The organism is Actinomycetospora lutea, from assembly GCF_028737205.1.
GTDB lineage: Bacteria > Actinomycetota > Actinomycetes > Mycobacteriales > Pseudonocardiaceae > Actinomycetospora > Actinomycetospora lutea.
In genome coordinates this window covers 42,542-61,310 of record NZ_JAQZAL010000008.1, presented here as the reverse complement: position 1 = coordinate 61,310, position 18,769 = coordinate 42,542, and the positions used below count along the sequence as shown (strand labels likewise).

At 73.7% G+C, this 18,769-nt stretch carries 16 protein-coding genes and 1 pseudogene; 9 read left to right on the top strand and 8 right to left on the bottom strand.

The features are described 5' to 3' along the window. Positions 1 to 86: 86 nt before the first annotated feature. A complete protein-coding gene (locus PHK61_RS10760; protein ID WP_274280971.1) occupies positions 87 to 4,967 on the bottom strand; it encodes a DEAD/DEAH box helicase in 4,881 nt (1,626 codons plus the stop codon). 106 nt (positions 4,968 to 5,073) lie between these two features. Between PHK61_RS10760 and PHK61_RS10755 the strand changes: the two genes are divergently transcribed. Together PHK61_RS10755 and PHK61_RS10750 are read left to right on the top strand one after the other, a co-directional pair. Next, the gene (locus PHK61_RS10755; RefSeq protein ID WP_274280970.1) at positions 5,074 to 6,321 is read left to right on the top strand and encodes a patatin-like phospholipase family protein; all 1,248 of its coding nucleotides are present in this window, start codon (positions 5,074 to 5,076) and stop codon (positions 6,319 to 6,321) included. A gap of 19 nt (positions 6,322 to 6,340) precedes the next feature. After that, the gene (locus tag PHK61_RS10750) at positions 6,341 to 7,030 is read left to right on the top strand and encodes a GAP family protein (protein WP_274280969.1); all 690 of its coding nucleotides are present in this window, start codon (positions 6,341 to 6,343) and stop codon (positions 7,028 to 7,030) included. A 101-nt stretch (positions 7,031 to 7,131) separates the two neighbouring features. On the opposite strand, the gene PHK61_RS10745 is transcribed toward PHK61_RS10750, so the two are convergent. Beyond that, positions 7,132 to 7,257, bottom strand: coding sequence for a hypothetical protein (locus PHK61_RS10745; RefSeq protein ID WP_274280968.1), 126 nt, complete (start codon positions 7,255 to 7,257; stop codon positions 7,132 to 7,134). 78 nt (positions 7,258 to 7,335) lie between these two features. Between PHK61_RS10745 and PHK61_RS10740 the strand changes: the two genes are divergently transcribed. From PHK61_RS10740 to PHK61_RS10715, 6 genes and pseudogenes are all read left to right on the top strand, one after another. Continuing rightward, entirely contained in the window at positions 7,336 to 7,530 is a 195-nt protein-coding gene (locus PHK61_RS10740) for a DUF3046 domain-containing protein (protein ID WP_274280967.1), read from the top strand. A gap of 273 nt (positions 7,531 to 7,803) precedes the next feature. Then, a complete protein-coding gene (recA, locus tag PHK61_RS10735; RefSeq protein ID WP_274280966.1) occupies positions 7,804 to 8,844 on the top strand; it encodes a recombinase RecA in 1,041 nt (346 codons plus the stop codon). 4 nt (positions 8,845 to 8,848) lie between these two features. After that, the gene (locus PHK61_RS10730) at positions 8,849 to 9,463 is read left to right on the top strand and encodes a regulatory protein RecX (protein WP_274280965.1); all 615 of its coding nucleotides are present in this window, start codon (positions 8,849 to 8,851) and stop codon (positions 9,461 to 9,463) included. Between the two features lie 281 nt (positions 9,464 to 9,744). After that, a complete protein-coding gene (locus PHK61_RS10725) occupies positions 9,745 to 10,581 on the top strand; it encodes a hypothetical protein (protein ID WP_274280964.1) in 837 nt (278 codons plus the stop codon). Next, positions 10,581 to 12,512, top strand: a pseudogene (locus tag PHK61_RS10720) (fumarate reductase/succinate dehydrogenase flavoprotein subunit); the annotation flags it as partial. The gene PHK61_RS10725 and the pseudogene PHK61_RS10720, both read left to right, overlap by 1 nt. Before the next feature lie 137 nt (positions 12,513 to 12,649). Next, positions 12,650 to 13,504 (top strand): succinate dehydrogenase/fumarate reductase iron-sulfur subunit, encoded by an 855-nt coding sequence (locus PHK61_RS10715; RefSeq protein ID WP_274280962.1) that lies wholly within the window; start codon positions 12,650 to 12,652, stop codon positions 13,502 to 13,504. Positions 13,505 to 13,570: 66 nt separating this feature from the next. Here the strand turns inward: PHK61_RS10715 and PHK61_RS10710 are convergent, their stop codons facing one another. From PHK61_RS10710 to PHK61_RS10685, 6 genes are all read right to left on the bottom strand, one after another. Then, positions 13,571 to 14,083: a DUF3592 domain-containing protein gene (locus PHK61_RS10710; RefSeq protein ID WP_274280961.1), complete on the bottom strand. Its 513-nt coding sequence runs from the start codon at positions 14,081 to 14,083 to the stop codon at positions 13,571 to 13,573. A 72-nt stretch (positions 14,084 to 14,155) separates the two neighbouring features. After that, complete coding sequence (locus PHK61_RS10705) at positions 14,156 to 14,689, bottom strand: GNAT family N-acetyltransferase (RefSeq protein ID WP_274280960.1); 534 nt, start codon at positions 14,687 to 14,689, stop codon at positions 14,156 to 14,158. Further along, on the bottom strand, positions 14,682 to 15,539 hold the full coding sequence (locus tag PHK61_RS10700; protein WP_274280959.1) for an amino acid ABC transporter permease: 858 nt from the start codon (positions 15,537 to 15,539) through the stop codon (positions 14,682 to 14,684). The genes PHK61_RS10705 and PHK61_RS10700 overlap by 8 nt, the downstream gene beginning before the upstream one ends. Beyond that, a complete protein-coding gene (locus PHK61_RS10695) occupies positions 15,536 to 16,180 on the bottom strand; it encodes an amino acid ABC transporter permease (protein ID WP_274280958.1) in 645 nt (214 codons plus the stop codon). The genes PHK61_RS10700 and PHK61_RS10695 overlap by 4 nt, the downstream gene beginning before the upstream one ends. Positions 16,181 to 16,246: 66 nt before the next feature. Then, positions 16,247 to 17,143: a glutamate ABC transporter substrate-binding protein gene (locus tag PHK61_RS10690; protein WP_274280957.1), complete on the bottom strand. Its 897-nt coding sequence runs from the start codon at positions 17,141 to 17,143 to the stop codon at positions 16,247 to 16,249. 29 nt (positions 17,144 to 17,172) lie between these two features. Further along, complete coding sequence (locus PHK61_RS10685) at positions 17,173 to 17,901, bottom strand: amino acid ABC transporter ATP-binding protein (RefSeq protein ID WP_274281101.1); 729 nt, start codon at positions 17,899 to 17,901, stop codon at positions 17,173 to 17,175. Positions 17,902 to 18,090: 189 nt separating this feature from the next. On the opposite strand from PHK61_RS10685, the gene PHK61_RS10680 reads away from it, so the two are divergent. Further along, the gene (locus PHK61_RS10680) at positions 18,091 to 18,768 is read left to right on the top strand and encodes a response regulator transcription factor (RefSeq protein WP_274280956.1); all 678 of its coding nucleotides are present in this window, start codon (positions 18,091 to 18,093) and stop codon (positions 18,766 to 18,768) included. The last annotated feature ends 1 nt before the right edge of the window (position 18,769 follow it).

Genomic DNA, 18,769 nt, shown 5'->3' with positions numbered 1-18,769 from the left:
GGTCGTCGATCGACTGCCGGTCGGGCCGGGACGGTGTAGTGCGGTGTCCAGCCTGCCGTGGGTGGCGCGGGGCCGCGCGGGGAGGGTCAGGCGCGCAGCCGCAGGCCCTTCGGGCTGTGACGGAACCCGGCCTCGGTGAGCACGTCGGCCAGCACGCCGTCGAGCGCGCCCGAGCCGTCGGCCTTCTCGACCGCGATGCTGCCCAGCCAGCCCTCGCGCACGGCGGTGGCCAGCGCGGCCGCGGCGGCGGCGAGCGACTCGCGCGACGTCGTGAAGCTCAGCAGCGACTTCCCGCCCCGCTCGACGTAGATCGCCGGCTCGCCGTCGACGAGCACCACCAGCGCGCCCGCCTTGCGCCCCGGGCGGTGGGAGCTCGTCCCTCCGTCCTGGCTGCCCACGGTGGCGGGCCACTCCAGCGCCGCACCCCAGGGCTGGGCGGGGTCGGTGGCCGCGAGCACCAGGGCCGTCGGCTCGCCGGCACCGTCGTCGTCGCGCGACTCGGCGCGCAGCCGGTCGATCGCGCCGGGCACCGCGAACTGCGCCGCGCCCAGCCCCTCGATGACGTAGCCGCGCCGGGCGCGTCCCGACTCCTCCATGGCCCGCAGCACCGGGTAGATGCCGGTGAACCCGCCGGTGGCGCGCTCGGTGTCGAGGGCCCCGCGGGTGAGCACCCCGTGGCGCTCGAGGAACGCCTCGGTGCGCGCCTGCGCGCGGCGGGTCGGCTCCTCCTCGCGCGCCGGCACCCCCGACCAGCGCCCGGCGGCGGTCGGCGGACCCGTCCGCGAGGGCATCGGGGCGCGCCCGAGCCGGGCGTAGCGGCCCCGCGAGGGCGTGCGGCGCTGGCGGTGGGCGCCGCCGCGCGAGCCGCCGGAGCCGCGCGAGCCGCCTCCGGACACGAGCGCCCGGACCGGGGCGAGCGTGTCGTTGGTGGCGAGCCCCGCCCACACGAGGTCCCAGAGCGCGGCGACGAGCGCGGCGTCGTCGGGCATCCCGGTGTCCGACTCGCCCGCCTCTCGCAGCGCCGCGTGGGTGCGCTCGCCGAGCTGGCGGAAGAACAGGGCGCCGCCCGCGTCGAGCGTCTCGAGCAGCGCGCGGTGCAGCGGGGTGTCGACCATGTCGGGCTCGGCGTCGGGCAGCAGGAGGTCGGCGAGGTCGGTGGGCGCGACCGCCAGCCAGCCGTCGCCGCCGGCGAGCGTGCCGCAGCCGGTCCACGTGACCTCGCCGGCGCTGGTGAGCTCGTCGAGCAGCGCGGGGGAGTAGCCGGGCAGACGCGCCGGGAGCACGAGGCTCTCCAGCGCGCTCGCGGGGACCGGCGCGCCGGCGAGCTGCTCGACGACGCCCAGCACGTCGTCGGGACCGGGCGCGCGCCGGATCCTCCGGCCCACCCCCTGCCAGGCCGGCAGGAACCGCCCGAGCGCCGCCGGCTCCACCGGCTCGACCTCGGCGCGCAGCCGCGCCAGCGAGCCCCGGCGCAGGCGGCGCAGGACCTCGGCGTCGCAGACGTCGGGACCGGACGCGGAGCGCAGCCGAGCCGGACCATCGACACCGGTGCCCGTGAGGCCGGAGGGCACGCCCGGCAGCGGCGGCGCGCCGTCGGGGCGCAGCTCGCCGCGCACCAGCCGCCCGGAGGAGACCAGGCGGTCGACCACGCCGCCGACCACGGCCACGCCCAGCCCGAACCGGTGGGCCGGCGCGGCCACCGGGAAGGGGCCGCGGGTGCGGGCGAAGCGGGCGAGCAGGTCGCCCAGGGGGTCGGTGACCGGCTCGGTGAACGCCTCGGGCACCCCGACCGGCAGGCCCGCGCCCAGCGCGTCGCGGAACCGGCCCGCGTCCTCGATGGCGATCCAGCGCTCCTCGCCGGCGACCCGGACGCGGATCGCCCGGCGGGAGGACTCCAGCTCGCTCAGCCACTCCGGCGCCACCCCGCGCGCCGCGGCCTCGGCGGTGGTGAGGTCGCCGACGAAACGCAGCAGGTCGGCCGTGCCCTCCATGTCGCGGACGTGGCGCTCGGGGTCGGTGCGCTGCAGCTGGCCCTCGATCTCGGCGAGCACCTCGCCGTCGAGCAGCTCGCGGATCGCCTCGGAGCCGAGGAGCTCGGCCAGCAGCGCCGAGTCGAGCGAGAGCGCCGCGGCCCGCCGCTCGGCCAGCGGGGCGTCGAGCTCGTAGAGGAACATCCCGACGTAGCCGAACATCAGCGTGCGCGCGAACGGCGACGCGCTCGTGGTCGCGACGTCGACGACCTGCACCCCGCGGGAGCGGACGTCGCGCATCAGCTCGGTGAGTCCTGGGACGTCGTAGACGTCCTGGAGGCACTCGCGCATCGTCTCGAGCACCACCGGGAACTGCTCGAACCGGCTCGCGACCGAGAGCAGCTGCGCCGCGCGCTGGCGCTGCTGCCACAGCGGGGTGCGACGGGTGGGGTCGCGGCGCGGCAGCAGCAGGGAACGGGCCGCGCACTCGCGGAACCGTGAGGCGAACAGCGCCGAGTTGCTGACCTCCGCGGTGACCATCTGCTCGACCTCGTCCGGGTCGAGCAGCACGTCCTCGGCGGTCGGGAGGATCTCCTCACCGGCCTCGTCGAGGGCGTCGGGCAGGCGCAGCACGATGCCGTCGTCGGCACTCGCCGCCGACACCTCGAGGCCGCGGGTCTCGCGGAACCGCGCCGCGATCGCCAGCGCCCACGGCCCGTTGACCTGGGCGCCGAAGGGGGAGTGCACCACGAGCCGCCAGTCGCCCAGCTCGTCGCGGAAGCGCTCGACGACGATGGTGCGGTCGCTCGGGACGTGGCGGGTCGACTCCTTCTGCTCGCGCAGGTAGGTCAGCAGATTGGTGGTCGCGTTCTCGTCCAGCCCGGCGGCCGCCGCGCGCTCCCGGGCCGCGTCGTCGTCGGTGGCGGAGAGCTCGCGGACGAACGCGCCGAGGGCCCGGCCCAGCTCGAGCGGGCGGCCGAGGGCGTCGCCCTTCCAGAACGGCATCCGCGCCGGCACGCCGGGTGCGGGCTCGGCGACCACCCGGTCGCGGGTGATGTCGAGGACCCGCCAGCTGGTGGACCCGAGCAGGAAGGTGTCGCCGACCCGGGACTCGTAGACCATCTCCTCGTCGAGCTCGCCGACCCGCGAGCCGCCCGTCCCGCCCTCGCCGGCGCCGGGCGTGACCACGGTGTAGAGCCCGCGGTCGGGGATCGTGCCGCCGCTGGTGACCGCGAGCCGCTGGGCACCCGGCCGGCCGGAGAGCTGGTCGGTGACCCGGTCCCAGGTGATGCGCGGGCGCAGCTCGCCGAAGTCGTCGCTGGGGTAGCGCCCGGCGAGCATGTCGAGCACCGCGCCCAGCGCCGAGTCGGGCAGCCCCGCGAACGGCGCCGCCCGGCGCACGAGCCCGGTGAGGTCCTCGACCGACCAGGGCTCCATCGCCGTCATCGAGACCACGTGCTGGGCGAGCACGTCGAGCGGGTTGCGCGGGAAGTGCATCGCCTCGATCGCACCGCTCGCCATGCGCTCGGCGACGACGGCGCACGAGACGAGGTCGCCCCGGTACTTCGGCATGACGACGCCGGTGGACACCGCGCCGACCTGGTGGCCCGCGCGGCCCACCCGCTGGAGCCCGCTGGCCACCGACGGCGGCGCCTCGACCTGCACGACCAGGTCGACCGCGCCCATGTCGATGCCCAGCTCGAGGCTCGAGGTGGCGACGACGCACGGCAGGTGGCCGGACTTCAGGGCCTCCTCCACCTGGGTGCGCTGGGTGCGGCTCATCGAGCCGTGGTGGGCGCGGGCGACGATCACCTCGGCGGGCTCGGCCGTCCCCGACTGCCCGACCGCCTCGGCGGGGAACGAGCCGTGATCCCGGGTCGGGCTCCGCTCCGCTCCGTCTCCTGCCACCGGCGCGAGCTCGTCGGCCTCGTCGGCCTCGTCGTCCTCGTCGTCCGTGGGGGCGTCGGGGTCCAGGTCGACCGGCGGCCGCTCGGCCTCGGCGGCGTGCGCGCGCTCGGTGGCCAGCTCGTTGATCCGCGCCGTGAGCCGTTCGGCCAGCCGCCGGGAGTTGGCGAACACGATGGTCGAGCGGTGCTCGCCGACCAGGTCGAGGATGCGCTCCTGGACCGCGGGCCAGATGGAGGCCCGCTGCGCCGCGCCCGCGGCCGAGCCCTCGACCTCCTCCTCGACACCGGGCCCGGAGCTGTTGTCGCCCCCGCTGTCCAGCGCCGCCATGTCCTCGACCGGCACCTCGACGCGGACCTGCACCGTCTTCGTCGTCTCCGGGTTGACGACCCGCACCGGCCGCCCGCCGCCGAGGAACGCGGCGACCTCGTCGATCGGGCGCACGGTGGCCGACAGGCCGATGCGCTGGGCCGGCGCGTCGAGCAGGGCGTCGAGCCGCTCCAGGCTCAGCGCCAGGTGTGCCCCGCGCTTGGAGGCGAGCACGGCGTGCACCTCGTCGACGATCACCGTGTCGATACCGCGCAGCGACTCGCGCGCCGCGGACGTGAGCAGCAGGAACAACGACTCGGGCGTCGTGACCAGGATGTCGGGCGGCGCGCGGTTGAACGAGCGGCGCTCGTCGGCGGGGGTGTCGCCGGTGCGCGAGCCGACGGTGACGTCGGGGCGGGGGAGCCCGAGGCGCTGCGCGGCCTGGCCCAGCCCGGCGAGCGGGGAGCGCAGGTTGCGCTGCACGTCGATGGTCAGGGCCTTCATCGGCGAGACGTAGAGGACCCGGCAGCGGCGCGTGGGCTCCTCGGGCGGCGGCGTGGTGGCCAGCCGGTCGAGCGCCCAGAGGAACGCGGCCAGCGTCTTGCCCGAGCCGGTGGGCGCCACGACCAGCGCGTGCTGCCCCTCGGCGACCGCGTCCCACGCCCCCTCCTGCGCGGGCGTGGCCCCGGCGAACGCGCCGGTGAACCAGTCGCGCGTGGCGGGGGAGAAACGGTCGAGGACAGACGCGGAGCGCAGCGGAGCCGGACCATCGGCGGGGGTCACGGCACCATGGTGCCCCCGACCCCCGACAACGACGCGTCGAGCGCGACCGGGGCGATCACGGCGCGGCGCCCTTCCTCGGCGTCCGGGCGCTCACTAGCGTGGCCGGGTGCGGATCGCGCTGGCCTTCCAGGGTGGGGGCAGCCACACGGCGTTCACCGCCGGCGTCGTGGCCCGCTGGGTCGAGGCCGGCGCCCTCGACGGGCACGAGGTCGTCGCGGTCAGCGGCACCTCGGGCGGGGCGATCAACGCGCTGCTCACGTGGTCGGCGCTGCGCGCGGGCCGGCTCGCCGACGTCCCGGCGGCGCTCGAGGCCTTCTGGGAGGACAACGCGGCGCGCCGACCGGTCGAGCGCCTCGGCAACGCCGTGCTCGTCGGTGCGGGCCTCGCCCAGAGCGTCGGCCTCGCGCCACCGCTGAACCCGTACCTCGTGCCGCCCCCGTTCGACGGCCGCGAGGAGTTCCGCCGGCTCCTGCGCCGCCACGTCGACTTCGACGCGCTCGCCGCCGAGCTCCCCGACACCGCCGCCCGCCGGCCGCGCCTCGTGCTCGGCGCCGTCGACGTGCGCAGCGGCGCGTTCCGGGCGTTCGACAGCCGCCGCGACGTGATCACCGCCGACACCGTGCTCGCCTCGGCCGCGATCCCCACCCTGTTCCGCGCCGTCCACGTCGACGGCGGCGCCTACTGGGACGGGCTGTTCTCGCAGAACCCGCCGGTGGCCCCGCTGCTCGACGACGACCCCGACGAGCTGTGGGTCGTGCAGATCAACCCGACGCGGCGCGACGACGAGCCCCGCACCACCCTCGACATCGCCGACCGGCGCAACGAGCTCGCCGGCAACCTGTCCCTCTACCAGGAGCTCGCCTCGATCGAGAAGATCGACCAGCTCCTCGCGGCCGGCACGCTGACCGCGGCCAGCGGGTACCGGCAGGTCGCGGTCCGGGTGCTCGAGCTCTCGCGCTCGGTCGTCACCGGCCTGCTCGGCGCCGCGTCCAAGGTCAACCGCGACGTCGCGTTCCTGCGCGACCTGCGCCGCCGCGGCGGGGAGCAGGCCGACGTCTTCCTGGCGGGGCTGCGGTTCGAGCGCGCGTGGTCGTCGGACGTCGAGGAGCTGCGCGCGCTGCTCGCGGGCGCCCGGCTCGAGGTCGAGGCGCCGTTCGGCCGCGTGACCGACGACGTCGCGGTCCTGCTCGCGACCGCCGTGACCCGCGACGTGACGCGCAAGGAGCTGGTCGGCGAGGACGTCACCTGGCGGGTGGACGTGCGCGACGCCGGGCCGGCCCTCCTGTCCGCGTCGTTCGCCGGCGCACGCCTGGTCGCGCTGCACCTGGGCGCGGTGCCCGAGGACGAGCGGTGAGCGATCGCGCGGGGTCCGCGTGAGCCCCGAGGCCCTGATCCTCGGGCTGCTCAGCGCCGTGCGCGGGGTGACGCTCGCGATCGTCTACGCGCTCCTGCTCTCCGATCGCGCGCGGCGCCTGCTCGTCGCCTACGTCCTGGCCGGTGCCGTGGTCACCCTCGCCGTCGGGATCGTCGTGGTGACCTGGCTGCACACGAGCACCCGGGCGTCGGAGACCACCGCCGGGCGCCTGTGGGTCGACCTCGTGCTCGGTGTCGTCGCGGTGGTGTGGGCGATCCTGCGCCTCGCCGGGCGCCGGCTGCGGCTGCGCCGCCCCGGGCGGGGGCGGCGGGGGCGCCGCGAGCGCAGCACCGTCCTGCCCGAGGCCCTCGACCGCCGGCTGCGGGCGCCCACGGTGCCGATGGCGATCGCGGCCGGGTTCGTGACGAACCTGCCCGGGCTCTACTACCTGGCCGCGCTCGTCGCGATCCTGCAGACCCACCCGAGCGCGGTGGACGGGATCGCGCAGGTCACGGTGTACACGCTGCTGCGCTTCGCCGCGCCGGTCGCCGCCCTCGTCCTGCTGGTGCTGCGGCCCGACCGCACGCTCGAGCTCGTGCGGTCGGCGCACGCGTGGGGCCGGGCCAACTCCCGGGTGCTGCTCGGACTGCTCGTCGGCGCGGTGGGCCTCTACCTCGTGGGCAAGGCGCTCAACGGCCTCCTGGGGTGAGGCTGTCGCCGTCGGGCGGTGGGCCCGGTGGCTCGCGACCGACCAGGCGCTCGCGCCCGGGGAGGACTCCTGGCCGACCCTGCGGCACCTTGCCGTAGGGCCTAGCGCCGGTTCTGGAACCACCAGCGCAGGAGCACCACGAGCGCCGCGACCAGGCCGAGCAGCGCCACGATCGTGCCGAGCGTCCCGCCGGTGGGGTCGAGCGACGCGGCGGCCAGGGGGTCCACGGGTCCGAGGTTACGCCCGGTTCGTCCGGGTCGGCCCGCAGCGATCCGGCGGGGGAGCGGCGACCTATCGTGGGCGGCGTGCGGCTGACCCACTTCCGCCGGCTGATGGACGACGAGTTCGGTGCCGTGCGCGCCGGCTCCCTCTCCCGCGACCACGTGTTCGGTGGCCTCGGGGGACGCACCGTCGAGCAGGCCCTCGAGGACGGCGACGAGCCGCGCGACGTCTGGCGCGCGGTCTGCGTGGAGTTCGAGGTGCCGGTCGAGCGCCGGTGACGACGACCCGGTGACGACGACCCGGTGACGACGACCCGGTGACGACGACCCGACACGCCCGGGCCCGCCCGGGCTCCCCGATCGAACACGTGTTCGTCTACCCTGCTCCGTACGGTCGTCCTGCGACGTCAGCGTCGCCGCCGTCCGTCCACAACCGTTCCGTCCGTCCCCAGGGCGGCCGGCTCCGGCACCGCGATGTCGGACCCTCCGCCTACCGTCGGCGCCCGAGAGTCAGACCCCTGGCACCCCACGATCGAGCAAGGTGGCAATCCCATGGCACAGGCACCGGATCGCGACAAGGCGCTCGAGCTCGCCCTCGCCCAGATCGACAAGCAGTTCGGCAAGGGCTCGGTCATGCGCCTGGGCGACGAGGGCCGGGCGCCGGTCAACGTCATCCCCACCGGTTCGATCGCGCTCGACGTGGCGCTCGGGGTGGGCGGCCTGCCCCGCGGGCGCGTGGTGGAGATCTACGGCCCGGAGTCCTCGGGCAAGACGACGGTGACGCTGCACGCGGTCGCCAACGCCCAGGCCCAGGGCGGCATCGCGGCGTTCATCGACGCCGAGCACGCGCTCGACCCCGAGTACGCCAAAGCCCTCGGCGTCGACACCGACGCGCTGCTGGTCTCGCAGCCCGACACCGGCGAGCAGGCGCTCGAGATCATGGACATGCTGATCCGCTCGAACGCGCTGGACGTCATCGTGGTCGACTCGGTGGCCGCGCTCGTGCCGCGCGCCGAGATCGAGGGCGACATGGGCGACAGCCACGTCGGCCTGCAGGCCCGCCTGATGAGCCAGGCGCTGCGCAAGATCACCGGCGCGCTGCACGCCTCGGGCACCACGGCGATCTTCATCAACCAGCTGCGCGAGAAGGTCGGGGTCATGTTCGGCTCGCCGGAGACCACCACCGGTGGCAAGGCGCTGAAGTTCTACTCCTCGGTCCGGCTCGACATCCGCCGCATCGAGACGCTCAAGGACGGCGCCGACGCGGTCGGCAACCGCACGCGGGTCAAGGTCGTGAAGAACAAGGTGGCCCCGCCGTTCAAGCAGGCCGAGTTCGACATGATCTACGGACAGGGCATCTCCAAGGAGGGCTCGCTGATCGACATGGGCGTCGAGCAGGCGCTCGTGCGCAAGTCGGGCGCCTGGTACACCTACGAGGGCGACCAGCTGGGGCAGGGCAAGGAGAACGCCCGCAAGTTCCTCCGGGACAACCCCGACGTCGCGCTCGAGATCGAGAAGCGCATCAAGGAGAAGCTCGGCATCGGCCCCAAGCTCGACGCCGACGAGAGCGCCCCCGCCCCGGTCGACTTCTGAGCCGATGGCCGGTCACCAGGGGGGCGACCGCGAGGCCGATCCCCCCGCCGACCCCGAGTCGGTCGCGCGCACGATCTGCCTGAACCTGCTCACCACGCGCGCCCGCTCCCGCGCGGAGCTCGCCGTCTCCCTCGCCCGCAAGGGTGTCGAGGACGACGTCGCCCGCCGGGTGCTCGACCGGCTCGCCGCGGCCAAGCTCGTCGACGACGCCGCGTTCGCCGAGCAGTGGGTGTCGTCGCGGCACCGCCACCAGGGCCTGGGCAAGCGCGCGCTGGCCGGCGAGCTGCACCGCAAGGGCGTCGAGCGCGAGACGGCCACCACGGCGGTCGACGAGATCAGCCGCGACGACGAGCATGCGCGCGCCCGGGCCCTGGTCGACCGGCGCCTGCCCTCGCTCGCCCGCCACGACGACGCGGTGGCGGCGCGGCGGCTGGTCGGGATGCTCGCCCGCAAGGGCTACGACGCCGGCGTCGCGTACACGGTCGTCCGGGAGGCGCTGGCCGAGCGCCCGGTCCTGGAGGGGTCGGTTCCGGAGGGGTCGGTTCCGGAGGGTGAGGACGCCGCCGTGTCGGTCGACGACCTGCTGGCCGGCGCGGAGGCCGCCGCGGACGACCGCTGACGGTCGACGCCGGGCGGGCCCGCTGCGGCCCTCCGCGCCGCCGTGCGCTGCGCGGACGCCGGTGGTGGATCGGTCAGGAGGGGCGACGTGGCCATCGTCACGCCGCGGCACCGGGGTGACCCGGGCGACACGGGTGTTTGACGCGTCGTAGTGTGCGGCGCACCACAGAGCGTCGCGTCCGCGGGGATCCGCACCGTCGCCGGCCGGAGAGGCCGGCGCCGCGACCCCCGGCGCGAGCGCGTCACCGCAGGACGAGGACCACCCAGACGAGGACCGGTGCCGTGACCACCACACACGACTCCGGGACGTACCGGCCACCGGCGCCGGGACGACCCGACATCCGACAGCGCACCCTGCGCACCGACCGCTGGTGGCTGCCGCCGCTGGCGAACGCGCTGGGGCTCGCGACCTTCGTGGTCTACGCGACGATCCGGTCGCTGTGGGGCTCGGCGTACTACGTCGCCGAGTACCACTACCTGTCGCCGTTCTACTCGCCGTGCGTCAGCGCCTCGTGCATCCCTGAGGCCAGCCACCTGGGCCAGTGGTTCGGCGAGATGCCGTGGTTCCTGCCCTACGCGCTGGTGTCGCTGCCGTTCCTGCTCGGCTTCCGGCTCACGTGCTACTACTACCGCAAGTCGTACTACCGGGCGTTCTGGTCGTCCCCGCCGGCGTGCGCCGTGGCCGAGCCGCACAAGAAGTACACCGGCGAGACGCGGTTCCCGCTGATCCTGCAGAACGCGCACCGGTACTTCTTCTACGTCGCGTTCGCGATCTCGATCCTCAACACCTACGACATGCTCCTGGCCTTCCAGAGCACCGACCCGGCCACGGGACGGACGTCGTTCGGGCTGGGGCTCGGCACGCTCATCCTGCTGATCAACGTGATCGGCCTCTGGCTCTACACGCTGTCCTGCCACTCCTGTCGGCACATCACCGGCGGGCGCCTCAAGCACTTCTCGAAGCACCCGGTGCGCTACAAGGTCTGGACGGGCATCTCGAAGCTCAACACGCGCCACATGCTGTTCGCCTGGCTGACGATCGGGACGCTGATCCTCACGGACTTCTACGTCATGCTCGTGGCGAGCGGGACCATCTCCGACCTGCGGATCGTGAACTGATGACCGACCCCGGAACCACCACAGCATTCGAGGCGGCAGGCGAGGGCGCGACCGATGTCGCCGCCGTCACCCACCACACCTACGACGTCCTCGTCATCGGCGCCGGCGGCGCCGGGCTGCGGGCCGCCATCGAGGCCCGCCTGCGCGGCAAGCGGGTCGCGATCATCTGCAAGTCGCTGTTCGGCAAGGCCCACACGGTCATGGCCGAGGGCGGGATCGCCGCGTCCATGGGCAACGCGAACCCCCGCGACAACTGGGAGGTCCACTTCCGCGACACCATGCGCGGGGGGAAGTTCCTCAACAACTGGCGCATGGCCGAGCTGCACGCCAAGGAGGCGCCGCAGCGGGTCTGGGAGCTCGAGACCTACGGCGCGCTGTTCGACCGCACGCCCGACGGCAAGATCAGCCAGCGGAACTTCGGCGGGCACAACTTCCCGCGCCTGGCCCACGTGGGCGACCGCACGGGCCTGGAGCTGATCCGCACCCTGCAGCAGAAGATCGTCTCGCTGCAGCAGGAGGACTTCGCCCGCACCGGCGACTACGAGTCCGACCTGGCGGTCTTCCACGAGTACACGATCACCGAGCTGCTCAAGGACGGCGACCGGATCGCGGGCGCCTTCGGCTACCGGCGCCCCACCGGCGAGCTGGTCTGCTTCCACTCGGCGGCGGTGGTGCTCGCGACCGGGGGCGTCGGCAAGTCGTTCAAGGTCACGAGCAACTCGTGGGAGTACACCGGCGACGGTCACGCGCTGGCCATGCGCGCCGGCGCGAAGCTGCTGAACATGGAGTTCGTCCAGTTCCACCCCACGGGGATGGTCTGGCCGCCCAGCGTCAAGGGCATCCTCGTCACCGAGTCCGTGCGTGGCGACGGCGGCGTCCTCAAGAACTCCGAGGGCGAGCGCTTCATGTTCAACTACATCCCCGAGGTGTTCCGCGAGCAGTACGCCACGAGCGAGGACGAGGGCGACCGCTGGTACACCGACGCGGACAACAACCGGCGCCCGCCGGAGCTCCTGCCCCGTGACGAGGTCGCCCGCGCGATCAACAACGAGGTCAAGGAGGGCCGCGGCTCGCCGGCCGGCGGCGTCTACCTCGACGTCTCCAGCCGCATGCCCGCCGCCGAGATCACCCGGCGCCTGCCGTCGATGTACCACCAGTTCAAGGAGCTGGCCGACGTCGACATCACCGCCGGTCCGATGGAGGTCGGCCCGACCTGCCACTACGTCATGGGCGGGGTCGAGGTCGACCCCGACACGGCGGCCTCGGCGGTGCCCGGGCTCTTCGCCGCGGGCGAGGTCGCGGGTGGCATGCACGGCTCCAACCGGCTCGGCGGGAACTCGCTGTCCGACCTGCTGGTGTTCGGCTGTCGCGCCGGCGCCGGGGCGGCGGCCTACCTCGACGGCCTGGCCGAGGTGCCGACCGTGTCCGACGCGTCGGTCACGTCGGCCCGCGAGGACGTCGAGCGCCCGATCCACAACTCGGGCGGCGAGAACGCCTACACGGTGCACCAGGAACTGCAGCAGACGATGAACGACCTCGTCGGCATCATCCGCAAGGCCGACGAGATGGAGCTGGCGCTCAAGAAGCTCCACGAGCTCCGCGACCGGATCCCGCGCGTCGCGGTCGACGGGCGGCGGGCCTACAACCCGGGCTGGCACCTCGCGCTCGACCTGCGCAACATGCTCATGGTCAGCGAGTGCATCGCGATGGCCGCGCTCGAGCGGCAGGAGAGCCGCGGCGGCCACACCCGCGACGACTACCCGACGATGGACGAGAACTGGCGCCAGGAGCTGCTGGTCTGCTCCCTGCAGGACGGCCCCGATGGTCCGACCGTGCAGCTCGAGCACCAGGGCCAGCCCGCGATGCGCGAGGACCTGTTCGACCTCTTCGAGCTCGACGAGCTCAAGAAGTACTACACCGGCGACGAGCTGGGCGGACACCGCTCGGACGCGCCGCCCCGGCAGACGCGGGGCACCGAGGGCGCCGGAGACGAAGCGGAGCGGAGCTCCTCGACCACCGAGACCGGCGGCGACCCGGGCGGCGAGCTGACCGGAGGGGGAGCGTAGGCATGGGTTACCAGGCGAAGTTCAAGGTCTGGCGGGGAGACGCGGAGGGCGGCGACTTCGTCGACTACCGCGTCGACGTCGAGGAGGGCGAGGTCGTCCTCGACATCATGCACCGGCTCCAGGCCACGCAGGCCGGGGACATGGCCGTGCGCTGGAACTGCAAGGCCGGCAAGTGCGGGTCGTGCAGCGCCGAGGTCAACGGGCGTCCGCGCCTGATGTGCATGACCCGGATGTCGACGTTCGGCGAGGACGAGGAGATCTCGGTCGCGCCGATCCGGACGTTCCCGGTGATCCGCGACCTCGTCACCGACGTCGACTTCAACTACGCCAAGGCGCGCGAGGTCCCCGCCTTCGCGCCGCCCGAGGGCGTGGCGCCGGGCGAGTACCGGATGGCGCAGGCGGACGTCGAGCGCTCGCAGGAGTTCCGCAAGTGCATCGAGTGCTTCCTGTGCCAGAACGTCTGCCACGTGGTACGTGACCACGAGGAGAACAAGGAGCCGTTCTCCGGCCCGCGCTTCCTCATGCGCTACGCCGAGCTGGACATGCACCCGCTCGACGTGCGCAACCGCAAGGAGGACGCGCAGGAGGACGGGGGCCTCGGCTACTGCAACATCACCAAGTGCTGCACCGAGGTCTGCCCCGAGCACATCAAGATCACTGACAACGCGCTCATCCCGATGAAGGAGCGCGTCGTCGACCGGAAGTACGACCCGCTGGTCTGGCTCGGCAAGAAGATCTTCAAGCGGCAGGAGCTCGAGCAGCGCGGCGCCACCGGTGCCCAGTCGCTCGAGAACCCGGGCCCGGACAACGGCTCGGCGCTCGACGCCGACCGGATCGGCCCGGTCGGCACCAGCTGAGTGCCCCACGACGGACCCGTGTCCCGGGGACACGGGTCTGTCGTGTTCCGGGGGCCGGAGGGCGGGTCAGGAGCTCTCGGCGTCCTGGTCCGGCGCCGCGTCGTCCTCGCCGGGCTCGTCGGTCCCGTCGGTCTCGTCGGGTGGTGGCAGGCCCAGCGCCGCGCTCAGGGTGAGGAGCGCCGAGACCCCGCAGACGAACGCGAGGAACAGCGGCATGACCGTGGCCAGCCAGGGCCAGCCGTCGCTGGCGAGGTCGGCGCGCGTCGGGTCGTCGGGGTCGACGACGACGTCGACCACCGCGCCGACCCCGAGGTCCTCGCGGTGCGTGCTCACCGTGGCGGCGACGTCGCTGCCGGCGGGCACGACGACGAGGTCGTCGGCCATGCCCAGCTTCGTGTGCAGCTGGGCGTCGATCACGCGGGCCGAGACGACCTCGCCGCGCAGGGCCAGCACCGCGGCGTCCCACGTGGCGGTGCCCGCCTGCCAGAGCAGCCACAGGGTGAGGCCGACGAGCCCCAGCGTGGCCACGGACCACCACGCGCGCGATCGCGCCCGGGGCCGTTCCTCGACGTCGGCCACGGCGCCACCTCCCCCCGGTGATGCGTACGGAGAGTAGCAGAAACGTGGCGACGGTCACCCGGTGAGTCGCTGCTAGGAGTCACCCGCCGTGAGATCGCGGCGCATGGCGGCCCGCGGCCACCGGTCGAGCCCCCGCGCGGTCTCGGCGCGGCGGACCGCCCGCAGGCCCGGCCCCAGCTCGTCGTCGGCGAGCGTGCGGAAGCCCAGCCGGGCGTAGTACGGCCCGTTCCACGGCACGTCGACGTAGGTGGTCAGCGTGACCGCGGGGCGCCCGGCCGCCCGGGTGCGATCGACGAGGTGCTCCACGAGCCGCGCCCCGATCCCGCGGCGGGCGTGGGTGGGGTGCACCGAGACCTGGTCGAGGTGCGCCTCGCCGTCGACGACGTCGTCCATGAGGTAGGCGACGGGTCGGTCGTCCCCGTCGGCGGCGACCCACAGCCCGCCGCGCTCGGCGGCGCCGGCGAGCACCACCGACGAGGGCGGCGCGTCGTCGGCGACCGCGTCCATCCCGATGTCGCGGAACGGCTCGCCCGCGGCGTCCTCGATCGCGCGGAGCGCGGCGAACTCGTCGGCGCGGGCCGCCCGGATCGTGATCGGGTCAGGCATCGTCCGGGCGCTCGGTCGGCGCGACGGTCAGCACGGCCGGGTTGCGTCGTGTCCGGCGCTCCAGCCACGTCGCGAGCGCCGAGAGCAGCAGGCAGAGCGTGATGTAGATGACCGCGACGACCATCGCCACCGGGATCAGCGGCGAGCCCAGCGTGGCGTTCGAGCCCAGGAACTGGGCCTGGAACAGCAGCTCGGGGTAGGTGATGAGGAACCCGAGTGCGGAGTCCTTGAGCAGCACCACGAGCTGGCTGACGATCGCCGGGAGCATCGAGCGCACCGCCTGCGGCAGCAGCACGAAGCGCATGACGCCCGACTTGCGCAGCCCGAGGGCGTACGCGGCCTCCGACTGCCCGCGCGGCACCGCCAGCACGCCGGCCCGGAAGACCTCGGCGAGCACGGCCCCGTTGTAGAGCATCAGGCCGAGCACCACGGCGGCGTAGGTCGAGACCGTGATCCCGATCGACGGCATGCCGTAGTAGAAGAGGAACATCAGCACGACGAGCGGGACGGCCCGGAAGAGCTCGACGACCCAGGTCGAGACGGAGCGCAGCCACTTCTGGTCGGAGAGCCTGCCGAGGGCCAGCAGCGCGCCGAGCAGCAGGGCGAGCACGGCGCCGGACGCGAACGCCCGCAGCGTGTTGACCAGCCCGTCGAGCAGGGCGAGCTGGACGTTCTCGTAGAGGATCCACTCCCACGCGCGGGCGTCGAGCTGCCCGGTGGCCGCGAGCCGCCAGATGATCACGGCGACGAGGGCGGCGACGACGAGCAGCGTGACGACGCCGGCGGCGGTGTTGCGGGCCTTCGCGCGGGGCCCCGGGACGTCGAAGAGGACCGCGGTCGGGGCGCTCATCGGGCGACGCTCCAGCGCTTCTCGAGCCGGCGCTGCAGCACCGTCAGGGGGATGACGAGGATGATGAAGCCGAGCGCGACCCACAGGAGGGCCACGAGGGTCGACCCGCCCTGCTCGTTGACCGCGCGGTAGAACCCGCCGGCCTCGAACACCGAGAAGCCCGCGGCCACCGTGGTGTTCTTCAGCAGGGCGATCTGCACGCTCGTCAGCGGCGGCATCACCGAGCGCACCGCCTGCGGGAGCACGATGAGCGAGAGGGTCTGGGTGAAGCCGAGCCCGAGCGCCCGGGCGGCCTCGGCCTGGCCCGCGGAGACGGTGCTGATTCCGCCGCGCACCACCTCGCAGACGAACGCCGCCGTGTAGAGCGAGAGCCCGATGACGGCCAGCAGGAAGAACGGCAGGTAGAAGAAGAGCTTGGTGAACCCTAGGGCGAAGAAGAACAGCACCAGGGTCAGCGGGGTGTTGCGCAGCAGCGTCACGTAGCCCGTGCCGACCGCGCGCATGGCGGGGACCGGGCTGACCCGCATCGCCGCCAGCACCACGCCCAGGATCAGCGACGCGATCGCCGAGAGCACGAACAGCCCGATCGTGCCGCCGAAGCGCGTGAGGAACTCGGAGAGGTTGCCGAACAGGACGTCCATGGGGTCTCCCCTCGTGCGTGGTCCGGGCCGTCGGGACGACCCGGACCACGCACGTGCGCGGAGCACCTAGTAGCGCTCGATGGGCGGGGGCTGGGGCGCCGGGGTGCCGGAGCGACCCAGCGTCTCGTTGTAGAGCCGCGTCCAGGTGCCGTCGTTCTCGGCCTGCTGGAGGAGGTCGTTGACCTTGTTCCGTAGCGCGACGTCGTCGCGGTTCATGCCGATGCCGTACGGCTCCTCGGAGAAGGTCACGCCCACGACGCGCAGCTGGTCGGGGGTCTGCGCGGCGTAGCCCTGCAGGATCGCGTTGTCCGTGGTGACGGCGTCGACCTGGCCGCCGCGCAGGGCGTCGACGCACTGCGAGTAGTTCTGGAACTCGACCACGTTCTGGGTCAGGTTCTGCTCGCGGACGCGCTGGATCGGCGTCGAGCCGGTCGCCGAGCACACCCGCTTGCCCTGCAGGGTCTGCGGGCCGGTGATCGACTGGTCGTCGGCGCGGACGAGGAGGTCCTGGCCGGCGACGAAGTACGGGCCGGCGAAGCCCACGCGCTGCTTGCGGCTGTCGTTGATCGTGTACGTGCCGACGTAGAGGTCGACGTCGCCGCGGGAGATCGCGTCCTCACGGGCGGCCGACGGGATGACCCGGTACTCGATCTGCTCGGGGGCGAAGCCGAGGCCGGCGGCGACCATGCGCCCGATCTCGATGTCGAAGCCGGTGTACTGCCCGGTGGTCGGGTCCTGGATGCCCAGGCCCGGCTGGTCGTTCTTGACGCCGAGCACGAGGCGCCCGCGCTGCTGCATCGCGGCGAAGGTGGGCGAGCCGGGCACCTGCACGTTCTGGGCGACCGGTGACCCGGCGACCGGCTGGCCGCCGGGGCTGCCCTCGCGGCCGCACGCGGCGCCGAACGCCATCGCGAGCACCGCGAGGAGCACGCCGAGGGACCGGAGCGAGACGAGGCGTCTCATGGGACGGGCTCCTTCGGTAGTGGGCCGAACTAGTGGGTGAGGATCTTCCCGAGGAAGTCGCGGGCCCGTTCGGTGGCGGGCCGGGAGAAGAAGCTGTCGGGCGTGGTGTCCTCGACGATCTCGCCGTCGGCCATGAACACGACGCGGTGCGCGGCCCGGCGGGCGAACCCCATCTCGTGGGTCACCACGACCATCGTCATGCCGTCCTTCGCGAGCCCGCCCATGACGTCGATGACCTCGCCGACCATCTCCGGGTCGAGCGCCGAGGTCGGCTCGTCGAAGAGCATCACCTTCGGCTCCATCGCGAGCGCCCGGGCGATCGCCACGCGCTGCTGCTGGCCGCCGGAGAGCTGCGCGGGGTACTTCTCGGACTGGTTGCCGATGCCCACCCGGTCGAGCAGGCCGCGGGCCCGCTCCTGCGCCTCGGACTTCGACACCCCGCGCACGCGCATCGGCGCCAGCGTGACGTTGTCGAGGATCGTCATGTGGGCGAAGAGGTTGAACTGCTGGAACACCATACCGACGTCCGCGCGCAGCTTCGCGAGCTCGCTGCCCTCGGCGGGCAGCGGGACGCCGTCGATCTCGACGGTGCCGGTCTCGACCGGCTCCAGGCGGTTGATCGCCCGGCACAGGGTCGACTTGCCCGAGCCCGACGGGCCGAGGACGACGACCACCTCGCCGCGCGCGACCTCGAGGTCGATGTCCCGCAGGACGTGCAGGTCGCCGAAGTGCTTGTTGACACCGGTCATGCGCACCATCGGGGTGCCGGCCGACGGTCCTGACGGCTCGGCGGTCTCGTCGGCCATGCCACGCTCCTCCTCGTCGCTCCACCGGAAGGTGAACGGACCGTGCCAGCGCCCCGAACGGGGCGTCCACGCTCTTGAGGAAGACTTAGGGTTACCCCGCCACTCCGTCACGCGAGGGACATCGGCCGGGAGGAGGCACGGGTGCGGGTGCTCGTCGTGGAGGACGACGACCGCGTCGCCGCGGCCCTGCGCGCCGCCCTGTCCCGCCACGAGATGGAGGTCGAGCGGGTCAGCCACGGTCTCGCGGTGCTGCCGCACCTGCCCGGCACCGACGTCGTGCTGCTCGACCTCGGCCTGCCCGACGTCGACGGGCTCGAGGTGTGCCGGCGCATCCGGGAGGCCGGCGACGTCCCGGTGATCGTGGTCAGCGCCCGCGGCAGCGTCGACGAGCGCATCCTCGGCCTGCACCACGGCGCCGACGACTACCTGGTCAAGCCCTACGACGTCGGCGAGCTCGTCGCCCGCATCCACGCGGTGCGCCGGCGGCGGGGCAACGGCACCCCCGCCGCGTCCGACCCCGTGACGGAGCTCGGCGCGGGCGTCGTGCTCGACCGCGCGCGCCACACCCTCACCGTCGACGGCGGGGACGTGGCGCTCTCGCGCAAGGAGTTCGCCGTCCTCGCCCTGCTCGCCGACGCCGGCGGCGCGGTCTGCACGCGCGACCGCCTCGTCGCCGAGGTGTGGGGGCGCCGGTGGCCGGGCGCCGACCGCACCCTCGACGTCCACGTGGCCACGCTGCGGACGAAGCTCGGGCGCCCCGGGATGGTCGCGACGGTGCGCGGCGTGGGGTACCGGCTGGCCGCGGGCTCGGGGGCCTGAC